The sequence below is a fragment of the Stenotrophomonas sp. 1278 genome (assembly GCF_029892765.1).
Lineage (GTDB): Bacteria > Pseudomonadota > Gammaproteobacteria > Xanthomonadales > Xanthomonadaceae > Stenotrophomonas > Stenotrophomonas indicatrix.
Map to the genome: position 1 here is coordinate 61,372 of NZ_JARXWD010000022.1, position 13,414 is coordinate 74,785.

Sequence of the window (13,414 nt, forward strand, 5' to 3'; positions counted from 1 at the left end):
GCCTCTTTTCTTACTTCTTTTCCAGTCGCGCGTTGCGCTGGCCGGTGGCGGCGGACTTTTCGCCGGCAAACGGGTTCAGCTTGCGGATCATCCACGGGTACTTCGGCCACTTGCCTTCCAGCCACGGGTGGTCCGGCTGGTTCAGCTGCAGGACGCGGCGGGCGTCGTCGGCCAGGGTCTTGTTGCCCAGGTGGGTGTAGGACTCGGCCAGCACCGCCACGGCATCGTTCTGGAATGCGCTCTGCGGGTAGTTTTCCAGCAGGTAGTTGGCGCGGCCGGCAGCCGAGACCCAGGCGCCGCGACGCACGTAGTACAGGGCATTGTCGAGCTCGTGCTGGGCGAATACGTCACGCAGCACCAGCATCCGCTGGCGCGCATCGGCGGCGTAGCGGCTGTTGGGGTAGCGGTCGACCACGATGTTGAAGTCTGAATACGCCTGGTGCGGCGTGGACAGATCGCGGCGGCTTGCGTCCAGCGACCATACGCGACGCAGGAATACCGTATTGCGATTGGAATTGGCCAGGCCGCGCAGGTAGTACAGGTACGCGATGTTGCGGTGGGTCGGGTAGGTACGGATGAAGCGGTCGATGCTGGACACCGCGTCATCGTGCTTGCCGGCCTTGTACTGGGCGTAGGCCGATTCGATCATCGCCTGCTCGGTGTACGGGCCGTAGGGATACTGTGCCACCAGGCGACGGAAGCTGGCTTCGGCGCCGCTCCAGTTGCCGCCTTGCATCAGCTTGTGGCTCTTTTCGTAGAGCTGTTCGACCGGGGTGCCTTCATCAGGGCGATCGCCCTTGGTGCCGCGGTTGCAGCCAGTGGCGACGATGACCAGCACCAGCAGGAGGGCGGTCAGGCGGACGGGCGCGGAGAGCAGGACGGAGCGTCGGATCATGGGGTCAATGCGGGACGCGGCTGGAATACGAAGGGTCGATGATAGCCTAGTGTCCTGTCCAGCGACTGAAACCGGTTCGCCGGGACCCCAAAATTTCAAAGATGCCCCCTGCCATGTCTGAACAACCCTCCGAATCGGCCCGCCAGGCCGTTGTCCCCGACACCTCCGCCGGCCGTCGTTTCGACGCGGTCGTGGCCGAGCTGTTTCCCGAATATTCCCGTTCCCGCCTGACCGAGTGGATCAAGGCCGGCGACGTCCTGCTGGACGGCGCGCAGGCACGCCCGCGCGACGCGCTGCGCGGCGGCGAGGTGGTCACCCTGCAGGTGGTGCTGGAAACCCAGACCAGCGCCGAGCCGGAAGACATCCCGCTGGACGTGCTGTTCGAGGACGAGCACCTGCTGGTGATCAACAAGCCGGTCGGCCTGGTCGTGCACCCCGGTGCCGGCAACCACAGCGGTACCCTGGTCAATGCGCTGCTGTACCGCGACCCGTCGGTGGCGGTGCTGCCGCGCGCGGGCATCGTGCATCGCCTGGACAAGGACACCAGCGGCGTGATGGTCGTGGCCCGCACGCTGGAAGCGCAGACCGCACTGGTCGAGCAGCTGGCCGCCCGTGACGTGCACCGCCAGTACCTGGCCGTGGTGATGGGCGCGCTGGTGGCCGGTGGTACCGCAGATGCGCCGATCGATCGCCACCCGCGCGACCGCCTGAAGATGGGCGTGCGCGAGGATGGCAAGGAAGCGGTGACCCATTACCGCCTGCGCGAGCGCTTCCGTGCGCATACCGCGCTGGAATGCCGCCTGGAAACCGGGCGTACCCACCAGATCCGCGTGCACATGGCGCACCTGCGGCACCCGATCGTGGGCGATCAGCTGTACGGCGGTGCGCTGAAGCTGCCCAAGGGGGCCAGCGACGAGCTGGTGGCCGCGCTGCGCGGCTTCAAGCGCCAGGCCCTGCATGCAGAGACCTTGGAGTTCGTGCATCCGATCAGTGGTGAGCCGGTGCGCAACACCGCGCCGGCGCCGGCCGACATGCTGCACCTGATGAAGGTGCTGCGCGAAGACAGCGCGGCCTTCGCCGAGCGCGAGCGGGACCGCTGGTAATGACTACCGCGCTGCCGCTGCTGCAGGCTGATTGGCCGGCGCCCCCGGGCGTGCATGCACTGACCACGCGCCGGCATGGCGCGGGTATCTCGCCAGCGCCGTTCGCCCAGTTCAACCTGGGCAACCGGCATGCGGCCGACGGTGACACCCCGGCCAACGTCGAGCACAACCGGCAGCTGCTGCAGCAAGGCCTGGCACTGCCATCGGCGCCGCATTGGCTGCGCCAGGTGCACAGCAGCACCGTGCTGCGTTTCGGCGCGCCGCCGGTGGAGGGCGCCAGCGAACCGGTGGCCGATGCCGCGGTGACCTCGGTGCCCGGCGTTGTGCTGGCGATCCTCACCGCGGACTGCCTGCCGGTGGTGTTCGCCGCTGTCGATGGCAGCGAGGTGGGCGCCGCCCATGCCGGTTGGCGTGGCCTGGCCGACGGCATGCTGGAGGCCACCGTGGCCGCCATGCAGACGCCACCGGCGCAGCTGCGCGCGTGGCTGGGCCCGGCAGCGGGACCGGCCGACTACGAGATCGGCGAAGAGGTGTACCACGCCTTCGTCGGCCACGACGCGGCCGCTGCGGCGGCCTTCGTGGCGACCCGCCCCGGTCACTGGAAAGTGGATCTGTTCGCGCTGGCGCGACAGCGCCTGCAGGCCGCGGGCATGGAGCTGGGCAACATCCACGGCGGCACGGTCTCGACCATGGCCGATGCGGATCTGTACTCGCACCGTCGCGACCGCCGCACCGGCCGGATGGCGACGCTGGTGTGGATGGACTGATGCGCGGGGATCGCGCTGCGGGTGTAGAGCCTGGCGGCGTGATCGTCTTCGATGGCGTCTGCGCGTTGTGCAGCCGCTGGGTGCGTTTCCTGCTGCGGTTCGACCGGCAGGAACGCTTTCGCTTCGCGGCGATGCAGGGCGCGCAGGGCAGCGCGATGTTGCGCGCGCACGGCCTGGACGCGCACGACCCGACCTCGTTCCTGCTGTTGGACGGGCAGGGCGCGTGGACCGATACCGACGCGATCCTGCGCGTGCTGGCGGCACTGGGTGGTGGCTGGCGCCTGGCGGCCGTACTGCGCGTGCTGCCACGCCGCTGGCGCGATGGCGCCTACCGCGTGCTGGCACGCAACCGCTATCGCTGGTTCGGGCGCCATGACGCCTGCTTCCTGCCGACGCCGGAACAGGCGGCGCGCTTCCTCGATTAAGCGCCGCCGGGCGTGGCCCGGCGCTACCCTGTGCCCGGATCAATGTAGCGCCGGGCCATGCCCGGCGTGGGCGGTCAACCTTCCAGGACTTCGAGGTAGCTGCGGCGCCAGTGGTTGATGTCGTAGGTGCGCAGGTGTTCCATCATCGCGTGCCAACGCTCCTTGCGCCGGTGCAGCGACATCGTCGCCGCAGTGGCGATGGCATCGGCCACGCCGTCCAGATCATGCGGATTGACCAGCAGCGCCTGCTTCATTTCATCGGCGGCGCCGGCCAGCAGGGACAGCACCAGCACGCCGGGATCTTCCGGGTCCTGCGAAGCCACGTATTCCTTGGCGACCAGGTTCATGCCATCGCGCAGCGGGGTCACCAGGCCGACAGCGGCGGCACGGTAGAAGCCGGTCAGCGTGGCGTGGGTGAAGTTCTGGTTGACGTAGCGCAGCGGTGTCCAATCCGGCTCGGCATGGCCACCATTGATGTGGCCGGCGATCTGCTCCAGCTGGCTGCGCAGTTGCCGGTACTCGGTGACATCGCCGCGCGAGACCGGTGCGATCTGCAGGTAGGTGAGCGAGCCGCGCTGGTCGGGATGGCGCTGCAGGTAGCGTTCGAAGCCGAGGAACCGTTCGGGCAGGCCCTTGGAATAGTCCAGGCGATCCACGCCGATGGCGAGCTGGCGGTCGCGCAGGCTGCTGCGCAGGTTCTTCACGGCCGCCTTGCTGGCTGCGGTGCTGGCCTGGCGGGCGATCAGCTCGGTGTCGATGCCGATGGGGAATGCCGCGGCACGGAAGTGACGTCCGCCGGGTGCTTCGAGATTGCCGTTTTCGAGTACCCGGCCACCGCCGAACAGGCGCAGGTAGGTCTGGAAGCGATCGGCATCGCGCTGGGTCTGGAAGCCGACCAGATCATAGGCATACAGCGCCGAGAACAGCCGCAGATGATCGGGCATGGCCTGCAGCAGGTCGGCCGAGGGCATCGGGATGTGCAGGAAGAAGCCGATGCGGCAGCCGATGCCGCGCTCGCGCAGCATCGCGCCGAGCGGAATCAGGTGATAGTCGTGGATCCAGACGATGTCGTCTTCGCGCAGCAGTGGGGCCAGCTTGTCGGCGAACAGTGCATTGACCCTGTGGTAGGTCTCGCGGGTGCCGCGGTCGTAATCGACCAGGTCCAGGCGGAAGTGCAGCAGTGGCCACAACGTGCGATTGGCGAAGCCGTTGTAGTAGCCATCCACATCGCGCTTGGCCAGGTCCATGGTGACGTACTGGATGTCACCATCGCGCTGCTCGTGCAGCGCGCCACTGGCCTCGCGCACGCTCTTGCCACTCCAGCCGAACCACAATCCGCCGCGTTCCTTCAGTGCCGCCAGCAGGCCCACGGCGAGGCCGCCGGCACGGTTCTCTCCGGGCACAGCCACGCGGTTGGATACGATGACAAGACGGCTCATGAGGCCTCCTGCCAGGACCGCGACAGGCGCATCGCCGCAGTGATCAGGCCGACATGCGAGTAGGTCTGCGGGAAGTTGCCCCAGGCTTCACCACCGTCGAAGGCAAGGTCCTCCGACAACAGGCCCAGATGGTTGCGTTGCTGCAACAGTGATTCGAACATGTCGCGCGCCTCATCCATGCGGCCGATTGCAGCGAGCGCATCGATGTACCAGAACGTGCAGATGGTAAAGCTGGTTTCCGGTTCGCCGAAATCATCCGGGGCGATGTAACGGTACAGCGCGTTGCCGTGCTTGAGGTCGCGGCCGATGGCCTCGACGGTGGCGACGAAGCGTGCGTCGTTGGCGTCGATGAAGCCGATGTCGGCCAGCAGCAGCAGCGAGGCATCCAGGCGATGGCCATCGAAGGTATCGGTGAAGTGGCCGAGCTCCTCGCTCCAGGCTTTTTCCATGATGCGTGCGTGGATGGTATCGGCACGCTCGCGCCAGTACTGTGCACGGTCATCACGCTTCAGGCGCACGGCGATCTTGCACAGGCGATCGCACGCGGCCCAGCACATCGCGCTGGTGTAGGTATGCACTTCGGTGCGGCCGCGGAATTCCCACAGGCCGGCATCGGGCACGTCGTGCAGTGCGAACGCCTGTTCACCCAGCGGTTCGAGCCGGGCAAAGGTGTGGCTGTCACCCGGATCCTGCAGGCGACGGTCGAAGAACAGCTGGGTGGAGGCCAGCACCACGCTGCCGTATACATCGTGCTGGCGCTGTACCCAGGCCAGGTTGCCGCGCCGCACCGGGCCCATGCCGCGGTAGCCGGACAGGCTGGGCACTTCGTCCTCGTCCAGCTTGGCTTCGAAGCCGATGCCGTACAGCGGCTGCAGGGTGCCGTCGGTGGTGGCCAGGTTGAAGATGTAGCCGAGGAACTGCTCCATCGTGCGGGTGGCGCCCAGACGGTTCAACGCGCGCACCACGAAGGCGGCATCGCGCAGCCAGCAGTAGCGGTAGTCCCAGTTGCGCACGCTGCCGGGTGCTTCGGGAATCGAGGTGGTCATCGCTGCGATGATCGCGCCGCTGTCCTCGTACTGGCAGAGTTTGAGGGTGATCGCACTGCGGATCACCGCGTCCTGCCATTCCAGCGGGATGGACAGGTACCGCACCCATTCGCGCCAGTAGTCGCGGGTGCGCTGGAAGGCTTCCTGCACGTAGCCGCTGATGGAGCGGTTGAGCGATTCATCCACGCCCAGGATCAGGTGGATGGGATGGTTGAGCACGAACGGCAGGCCATCACGCACGAAGCGCACAGGAACGTCGGTGGTCAGGCGCAGCACGTGCTCGGGCAGGATCCAGCGCACGTGGTTGCTGCCCCAGGTGGACTCGGGCACGCGCGCGCCCCAGTCGGCCAGTGGGCGGGCACGGATCACGATGCGCGGGCTGCCGGACAACGGGCGCACCTGGCGGATCAGGCTGACCGGCCGGTAGAAACGATCGTTCTGGCGCCAGCGCGGGGCGAAATCGAGGATTTCCAGCGCGCCGCCATGCGCATCGCGCAGCACGGTGCGCAGGATCGCGGTATTGGTGAGGTATTCCTGTTCGCTGCCGGCGAAGTCTTCCAGCTCGATGGCGAAGTCGCCGCCGGTCTGCTGGTTGGGGCTGAGCAGGGCACAGAAGGTCGGGTCGCCGTCGAAGGTCGGCAGGCAACTCCATACAACACGGGCGTGTTTGTCGACCAGGGCGCCGAAGCTGCCGTTGCCGACCACGCCCAGATCAAGATCGGGTTGGGTCATCACGCGGTACATCTCGGTTGCGGCCGTGGGGGCCGGGGTCAATACGCATTCTCACGCAGCCAGGCGTGCACGCTGCGTATGTCGGGCAGCGCGAACACCGCTGCACTGGGTTCACGTTCGCCGATCAACACGCTCCAGCCATGCAGGCCATTGGCCGCATCGAAGCCGAATTCATCGGTCAGGTCATCGCCGAGGAACACCGGCAGACGACCACGGAACGGCAGGTACTGCATCAGCCGACGTACGGCTCGGCCTTTGTTGGTAGCCACCGGGACGAATTCGACGACATGGTCGCCCGGCTGCAGGCGATAGCTGGCACGGCCGCGCACGTGGCGGTCGGCGAAGGCGCGCACATCGTTGGCTGCATGCGGCGCGCCACGCCAGTGCAGGGCCAGGCCTACGCCCTTGTTCTCGACCAGTACGCCGGGGTGGCCATGGGCGAAACGCATGGCTTGTTGATGAAGCGCATGCAGCCAGTCGGCGGTGTCGTCACCATGCTCATCGCGTATCACGTGCCCGTCCTGCGCACGCAGTTCGTGGCCATGCAGGCCCGCAGCGGGAAGCTTGAGCGGCGCGAACAACTGGTCCAGCTGTTCAAGCGGGCGACCACTGACCAGTGCCACGGCACCTTCCAGCCGATCGCTGATGCGGCCGATGGCTTCACGCACATCGGGGAGAAGCTGCACGGCGTCGGGGCGTGCAGCGAATTCGATCAGGGTGCCATCCACATCGAGGAACAACGCGCAGGCGTCGTCCAGCAATGGAGGTGGCGGACGCAGGGGGAGCGGTTCAGCCATGGCGACCACCATGCCAGCGGCGGCGTGTACGCGGGGTCGAGGTCAGGCTACGGCTGGTGCGGACCAACGGTCCGCACCCACCCGGTGGGTGCCGGCGCACCCACCCGCAGCGATCCATCGCGTCCCGGTGGGTGCCGACCGTTGGTCGGCACGTTGTTCGCAGCAATCAGAACGTGTAGCGCACGCGACCGTAGTAGTACGCACCGTTGCTGCCGATCGGCGACAGCACGTCGTAGGGCAGGTTGCCGAAGTAGTGGATGTCCTCGTTGGAGCGATCCGGGTAGTTGTCGGTCAGGTTCTGCCCACCGATGGCCACGCTCCACTGCGGGGTGATGCGGTATTCCACTTCCGCATCCAGCTGCCACTCGGCCTGGTAGGTCTGGCGGGGAATGTAGCCATCACCGAAGTTGAATACGCGGGTCGCGCTGCCGTAGCGGTTCACCCGGCTGCTCAGCGACCAGCGGTCGTTGCTCCAAGCCGCTGAGAAACTGCCACGGGTGCGCGGGGTGGCGTCGGTCAGCGTATTGGTCTCTTCGATGCCGAACAGCACGTAGTCCGGGTCCAGCGCCTGCAGCTGCGCCGGTGTGGCCAGCACGTTCTTCAGCGTGGTCTTGGTGTAGGCGTAGGTGCCGGTCAACAGCAGCTGGCCATCGCCCAGCGACTGCCGCCAGTTGCTCACCAGCTCGGCGCCGCGGGTGCGCGTGTCGGCGGCGTTGACGAAGAAGCTGGCACTCTGCAGGCCGCCGACGCCGTAGTTGGTGGCCACGTAATCGGTCAGCGCATCGCCGGTGATGCTCTCGGACAGTGCGATGCGGTCGTCGATGTCGATCTGGAAGAAGTCCAGCGACAGGTCGAAGTGCTCGCCGATGCGGCTGGTGAAGCCGAGCGAGGTGTTCAGCGACTTCTCCGGCTTCAGGTCCTGCGCCCCGAGGCCACGGGCGATGGGGTTGTTGACCGAGAGCAGGCGGCCCTGCACCAGCTGGCCGCCGGCGTTGTAACCGGTGGAGGTGGATTCGTAGCCGATCTGCGCCAGTGACGGTGCGCGGAAATTGTTGGAGATCGCGCCGCGCAGGGCGAATGCCGGGGTGAACTCGTAGCGCAGGCCGAGCTTGCCGGTCAGTTCGCCGCCGAAGTCATCGCTGTGCTCGTAGCGCGCGGCCAGGTCGGTGGAGAATTTTTCGCCGAACTGGCTGGACAGGCTGGCGTAGACGCTGGTCACATCGCGCGACAGGGTCGCCGCGTCCTGCGGAGTCAGGCCACCGCCTGCCTGCGAGCCGGTTGGACGATCGGTGTACGGGCCGGCGGCGTAGCTGGCCGGGTCGCCTGGACGGGTCTGGTAGCGCTCGTGGCGGGCTTCGGCGCCCAGGCCCAGGGTGTGGCTGATGCTGTCGCTCTGCGAGAACACGCGGCTCAGGTCGACGTTGCCTACGGTCTGCGCGTACTCGTAGTCCGCGGTCTTGAAGCGGGTCGGGCTGGTCGGGCCCAGCGAGGCATTCAGCGAATCGCGCAGACGATAGGTGAAGTCGTTCTGGCCGTAATCCAGGCTGCCGTCATAACTCCATTCACCCCACTGCCCGCGAATACCGGCCACCGCTTGCACGTCGCGGTTCTCGCCTTCGGAGATCGGCCGGTAGCCATTGGGGTAGACCTCCTTCCAGTTGGCATCGCCATCGGGATAGCGGAAGTAGTTCGCGCCTTCGGTATCACGCTGGTTGAAGGTACCGAACGCATAGAACGTCGCGGTCTTGCCCACCGGAATCTCGGTGTTCAGCCACAGATTGATGTCCTTGCTGGCGCCATCGCCGAGCACGTAGTTGCGCTTGCCCTGCAGGGCAAGATTGGCCTCGGTCTGGTCCCACGGCGGAATCTGGTCGAAGCCGGCGCGGTTGGTGCCGTTGCGCTTCTTGTATTCCAGGCCGACGCGCAGGAAGCCGCCGTCTTCGCCCAGCGAGGTGCCGACCTTGGCACTGAGGTTGCCCGTCTGGCCGTCGGTGAGGGTGCGGCCGATCGGCTTGAGGTCGGTGTGGTTGGCGCCGTAGCTGGCTTCGATCTCGCCGCCGTCACCGCCGTTGTCGAGGATCACGTTGATCACGCCGGCCACGGCGTCAGAGCCGTACAGCGCACCGGCGCCATCGCGCAGTACTTCGATGCGCTTGATGGCGCTGACCGGAATTGCGTTGAAGTCGACCGGCGTGGTGCCCTTGCCGATCTTGCTGTCGGTGTTGACCAGCGCGGTGTGGTGGCGGCGTTTGCCGTTGACCAGCACCAGCACCTGGTCCGGCGACAGCCCGCGCAGCTGCGCGGCGCGCACGTGGTCGGCGCCGCCGGAGTTGGACTGGCGGGGGAAGTTGAACGAGGGCAGCAGGGCCTGCAGGGCGCTGCCCAGCTCGCCATTGACCACGCCGGCCTTGCGGATGTCCTCGGCGGTCAGCACGTCCACCGGCGAGGTGGATTCAAGCACGGTGCGGTCGGCGGCGCGGGTGCCGGTGACGATCACCGTGTCCAGGTTGGTGGCGGCGTCCTGGGCCGAAGCCAGGGTGGGGGACAGGGCGAGCGCGATGGCGAGGCCGAGCGGCGACGCGGACAGGCGGGGGGACATGCGGACTCCAGCAGCAACGACGTGGGGAAGGGGGGGGATAGTTTCACTTACATCCATCCGGATGAAGCGATATATTATCTTGGCGTGAGGAGGCGGTGCGATGCAAGTCCCGGCTCCCATTGCATCACTTCATGCCCTGCCGGCATGAGGGCATTGGTTGCAGCCGCAACCGAGGCGCAGGTGTACCCTCCGTGCCCCTTCGTCGTGCTTTTTCCCCTTCCCGGAGTGCTGTTCCCGATGAAACACCTTGGCCTTGTCTTCGCCGTGCTGCTGGCCACCAGTGGCTGCGCCAGCCTGTCCTCCAAGGCGCCCAGCGCCTATGCCACCACCGCCGACCTGCAGGGCGACGCCGCGCGTCCGTCCAGCGGCCACGGCTGGGTGCGCAGCGAGCTTTATTTCGGCGTGGGCGAAGAGCAGGGCGCCGGTGACCGCCCGCAGGCCGACACCATCAGCGATGCGCAGTGGCGCGCGTTCCTGGACAAGGAAGTGACGCCGCGCTTCCCGGACGGCCTGACCGTGTTCGATGCCTACGGCCAGTGGCTGTTCCGTGGCGATGCCTCCCCGAACCGCCTGCGCACCAAGGTGCTGGTGGTGCTGCACGAGGACAGCCCGCAGCGCCGCGCCGACATCGAAGCGATCCGTCTGGCGTGGAAGCAGCAGACCAAACACCAGTCGGTACTGTGGTCGCGGCAGGCGGTTGACGTATCGTTCTGACCTGGACGCGCCGCCGTGGCGCTGCAGGGAATGACGATGACACCCAGGGATGTGCTGATGGCGGTGATGCTGGCCGGTCTGTTGGTGCCGGCGGCACAGGCACAGGCGCAGGACGAGGACCGGGGCCCGCTGCGGTTTTCGCCGGCAGCGGGCGTGCAGGCGTCGGTAGAGGTACAGGAGGACGGCATGCTAGCCGTGCTCCTGCAGCCGGCAGGTAAACGGCAGCGCCTGCCTGGCGCGCCGGATGCCGAGGGACATTCGCGCGTGAGCGCAGAGGATCTCGATTTCGACGGGCGTCCCGAGCTGGTTGCGCGCGCGGCGGTGGGCATGGTCAATGAGGCCGTTGCGGTCTACCGCTTCGACGTGGGCAGCGGTGAGTTCCGCGCACTGAAGGCGGTGACCCATGGACACGACCAGTGCGGTGACCTGATGGGCCTTACCGCCGACGCCGCCACGCGCACGCTGACCGCCAGCTGCCGCAGCGGGCCGATGTGGTACACCGACGTGTATCGCTTCAACGGACCGCAGCTCTATCTGTACCGCGGTGAGAGCGTGTTGATGCTGGGCGATACGCTGAACCGTGCGCTGCACTGGGAAGAGACCGAGAACCAAGGGCCACTGGCGGTGTGGCGCACCTACGATCCCTCCGGCAAGGTGCTGGAAAGCGCCATCGGCGACGGGCTCGGCGCACCAGCAAGCGGTGCGCCGCTGGTGGGGCTGATGGCGAGCGTGCTGCCTGCGCGCCTGTTCCTGTTCGATCATCCCGGTGCGTCCAGCACGCAGCGCTACCTGGTGCAGGGTGATCGCGTGGAGATGCTGGATGAGCAGGATGGTTGGGTGAAGCTGCGTTATCCCAACCCGAAGCGCGGCGCGGTGACGGGGTGGATCAACGTCAACGATTGACGGCAGCCCTGCCCGGAGTTTGCACGACAAGGTGATCGGCCTCTTGCCCACGGGAGCATCACTTCACCGGGACTAGCCTCGGGGTTCCCCCTTGCAAGGCTGTAGTCCCATGAGCAAGCGCGTTGCCGAGATCGTCGTCGATACCCTGCAGCAGGCGGGCGTCCGCCGTTGTTATGGCATCGTCGGCGACACCCTGAACCATGTCACCGACGCACTGCATCGCAGTGAGATCGAGTGGGTGCATGTCCGCCATGAAGAGGTCGCGGCGTTCGCGGCCGGTGCCGATTCATTGATCAGTGGCCAGCTGACCGCCTGCGCGGGTTCGTGCGGTCCTGGCGGTCTGCACTTCATCAACGGCATCTTCGAGAGCAACCGCAACCGCGCGCCGATGGTGCTTATCGCCAGCCAGGTGGTCACCAGCGAACTGGGCATGGAGTTCCCGCAGGAAGTGGATTTCAAGGCGGTGTACGGCAGCTGCACCGTGTTCTGCGAACAGGTGCACAGCCCGGCCCAGGCAAGGCGCGTGGTAGCGCTGGCCTGCCAGGCGGCGATCAGCCGCCGCGGTGTGGCGGTTGTGATCCTGCCGGCCGACATCAGCGAAGCGGAAGTGAAGCACGATGTGCCGTTCTCGGTGCATTACACCCAGCCGGTGCTGCGCCCCTCCGATGCCGAGCTGCAGCACATCGCCGAACTGCTGGGCCAGGGCAAGCGCATCGGCATCTATGCCGGCGCCGGTTGCCAGGGGGCACATGCGCAGCTGCTGGAACTGGCGCGGCGCCTGCAGGCACCGGTGGCGCACACCTCGCGCGCCAAGGATTTCGTCGAACCGGACAACCCGTACAACATGGGCATGACCGGAGTCTTCGGCATCGAATCCGGGTTCCACACGTTGATGGAGTGCGACACGCTGCTGCTGCTCGGCGCGGATTTCGCCTGGGGCCAGTTCTATCCGGACAAGGCCACGATCATCCAGGTCGACCGCGACGGCAGCCACCTCGGTCGCCGCCATCCGGTGAACCTGGGCGTGGTCGGTGATATCGCACCGACGCTGGACGCGCTGCTGCCGATGCTGCCCCCGCGCGAAGACAGCAGTTTCCTGGACGAATGCATCGAGCACCGCGACAAGGCGCTGAAGAAGCGCGAGCAGGAGGAACAACCCGGCGAAGGCGAACTGATCCATCCGCAGCACCTGACCGCGCTGCTGTCGAAGTACGCTACCGACGATGCGCTGTTCACCGCGGATGGTGGCTCGCCGATGGTGTGGGTGCTGCGGCACATCCGGGTGAACGGCCGGCGCCGCACGCTGACCAGCCTGCTGCACGGCACGATGGCCAACGCGATGCCGCAGGCGCTGGGTCTGCAGAAGGCCTTCCCGGGGCGGCAGGTGATTTCGTTGTCCGGCGATGGTGGGTTGGCGATGTTGCTGGGCGACCTGCTGACCGCGGTGCAGGAGAACCTTCCGATCAAGGTGGTGGTGTTCAACAACGGCTCGCTGAATTTCGTCGAGCTGGAGCAGAAGGTGGAAGGGCTGCTGGACAACTACACCGACCTGAAGAACCCGGATTTCGGCCGATTGGCCGAGGTGATCGGTTTCCATGGCCGCACGGTCACCCGCAGCGAGGACCTGGAAGAAGCGGTGCAGGATTTCCTGGCCCAGCGTGGGCCGGCGCTGCTGGATGTACATACCAGTCGCGCGGAGCTGGTGATGCCGCCGCAGATCGAAGCCAAGCAGGTAGCGGGCACGGCGTTGTATGCGGCCAAGGCGGTACTGAGTGGTCGCATCGACGACGTGAAGCATCTGCTGGTGGACAACTTCCTGAAGAAGTGAGGGTTGGCGTCTGATGCAGGGCTGCGCCCTGCACCCGCCGAATCAACGTCAACGTCAAAAGCGGGGTATCGGTGGGATGGCGGGGTGGGTCCGGTTGCGGGGGACGCCGTAAACCCATACTTGGGGGCTTGGCCGCGGCATCCATGCCGCGGACACCCCCGCAACC

General features: G+C 66.7%; 11 protein-coding genes. 6 read left to right on the forward strand and 5 right to left on the reverse strand.

The features are described 5' to 3' along the window. Positions 1-10: 10 nt before the first annotated feature. Entirely contained in the window at positions 11-895 is an 885-nt protein-coding gene (locus M2299_RS16550; protein WP_032975164.1) for an outer membrane protein assembly factor BamD, read from the reverse strand. A 113-nt stretch (positions 896-1,008) separates the two neighbouring features. On the opposite strand from M2299_RS16550, the gene rluD reads away from it, so the two are divergent. The 3 genes from rluD to M2299_RS16565 are packed head-to-tail and all read left to right on the forward strand — an operon-like array spanning position 1,009 to position 3,190. Further along, the gene (gene rluD, locus M2299_RS16555; protein ID WP_080278287.1) at positions 1,009-1,998 is read left to right on the forward strand and encodes a 23S rRNA pseudouridine(1911/1915/1917) synthase RluD; all 990 of its coding nucleotides are present in this window, start codon (positions 1,009-1,011) and stop codon (positions 1,996-1,998) included. After that, positions 1,998-2,765: a peptidoglycan editing factor PgeF gene (gene pgeF, locus M2299_RS16560; protein ID WP_032975162.1), complete on the forward strand. Its 768-nt coding sequence runs from the start codon at positions 1,998-2,000 to the stop codon at positions 2,763-2,765. The genes rluD and pgeF overlap by 1 nt, the downstream gene beginning before the upstream one ends. Continuing rightward, positions 2,765-3,190, forward strand: coding sequence for a thiol-disulfide oxidoreductase DCC family protein (locus M2299_RS16565; RefSeq protein WP_099843446.1), 426 nt, complete (start codon positions 2,765-2,767; stop codon positions 3,188-3,190). Before pgeF ends, M2299_RS16565 begins: the two co-directional genes overlap by 1 nt. Before the next feature lie 74 nt (positions 3,191-3,264). Here the strand turns inward: M2299_RS16565 and otsA are convergent, their stop codons facing one another. The 4 genes from otsA to M2299_RS16585 form a co-directional block, all read right to left on the reverse strand. Continuing rightward, positions 3,265-4,629, reverse strand: coding sequence for an alpha,alpha-trehalose-phosphate synthase (UDP-forming) (otsA, locus tag M2299_RS16570; RefSeq protein ID WP_099785186.1), 1,365 nt, complete (start codon positions 4,627-4,629; stop codon positions 3,265-3,267). Continuing rightward, positions 4,626-6,407 (reverse strand): glycoside hydrolase family 15 protein, encoded by a 1,782-nt coding sequence (locus M2299_RS16575; protein WP_032975222.1) that lies wholly within the window; start codon positions 6,405-6,407, stop codon positions 4,626-4,628. Before M2299_RS16575 ends, otsA begins: the two co-directional genes overlap by 4 nt. A 38-nt stretch (positions 6,408-6,445) precedes the next feature. Continuing rightward, on the reverse strand, positions 6,446-7,204 hold the full coding sequence (gene otsB, locus M2299_RS16580; RefSeq protein WP_088101059.1) for a trehalose-phosphatase: 759 nt from the start codon (positions 7,202-7,204) through the stop codon (positions 6,446-6,448). A gap of 166 nt (positions 7,205-7,370) precedes the next feature. After that, entirely contained in the window at positions 7,371-9,803 is a 2,433-nt protein-coding gene (locus M2299_RS16585; protein WP_280884703.1) for a TonB-dependent receptor, read from the reverse strand. Between the two features lie 237 nt (positions 9,804-10,040). Here M2299_RS16585 and M2299_RS16590 point away from each other — a divergent pair, with 237 nt between their 5' ends. From M2299_RS16590 to M2299_RS16600, 3 genes are all read left to right on the forward strand, one after another. Further along, on the forward strand, positions 10,041-10,517 hold the full coding sequence (locus M2299_RS16590; protein WP_025874309.1) for a DUF3574 domain-containing protein: 477 nt from the start codon (positions 10,041-10,043) through the stop codon (positions 10,515-10,517). A gap of 36 nt (positions 10,518-10,553) precedes the next feature. Beyond that, positions 10,554-11,420 carry an SH3 domain-containing protein gene (locus M2299_RS16595; RefSeq protein WP_280884704.1) on the forward strand — a complete coding sequence of 289 codons (867 nt, stop codon included), beginning with the start codon at positions 10,554-10,556 and terminating at the stop codon, positions 11,418-11,420. Positions 11,421-11,529: 109 nt separating this feature from the next. After that, complete coding sequence (locus tag M2299_RS16600; RefSeq protein WP_099785182.1) at positions 11,530-13,248, forward strand: thiamine pyrophosphate-dependent enzyme; 1,719 nt, start codon at positions 11,530-11,532, stop codon at positions 13,246-13,248. Positions 13,249-13,414 lie beyond the last annotated feature (166 nt).

Bases quoted from the DNA above. Each gene is read 5' to 3' on its own strand.
- M2299_RS16550 (WP_032975164.1), bottom strand. From the start codon at position 895: ATGATCCGACGCTCCGTCCTGCTCTCCGCGCCCGTCCGCCTGACCGCC.
- M2299_RS16575 (WP_032975222.1), bottom strand. From the start codon at position 6,407: ATGACCCAACCCGATCTTGATCTGGGCGTGGTCGGCAACGGCAGCTTC.
- otsA (WP_099785186.1), bottom strand. From the start codon at position 4,629: ATGAGCCGTCTTGTCATCGTATCCAACCGCGTGGCTGTGCCCGGAGAG.
- M2299_RS16600 (WP_099785182.1), top strand. From the start codon at position 11,530: ATGAGCAAGCGCGTTGCCGAGATCGTCGTCGATACCCTGCAGCAGGCG.
- pgeF (WP_032975162.1), top strand. From the start codon at position 1,998: ATGACTACCGCGCTGCCGCTGCTGCAGGCTGATTGGCCGGCGCCCCCG.
- M2299_RS16590 (WP_025874309.1), top strand. From the start codon at position 10,041: ATGAAACACCTTGGCCTTGTCTTCGCCGTGCTGCTGGCCACCAGTGGC.
- otsB (WP_088101059.1), bottom strand. From the start codon at position 7,204: ATGGCTGAACCGCTCCCCCTGCGTCCGCCACCTCCATTGCTGGACGAC.
- M2299_RS16595 (WP_280884704.1), top strand. From the start codon at position 10,554: ATGACACCCAGGGATGTGCTGATGGCGGTGATGCTGGCCGGTCTGTTG.
- M2299_RS16565 (WP_099843446.1), top strand. From the start codon at position 2,765: ATGCGCGGGGATCGCGCTGCGGGTGTAGAGCCTGGCGGCGTGATCGTC.
- M2299_RS16585 (WP_280884703.1), bottom strand. From the start codon at position 9,803: ATGTCCCCCCGCCTGTCCGCGTCGCCGCTCGGCCTCGCCATCGCGCTC.
- rluD (WP_080278287.1), top strand. From the start codon at position 1,009: ATGTCTGAACAACCCTCCGAATCGGCCCGCCAGGCCGTTGTCCCCGAC.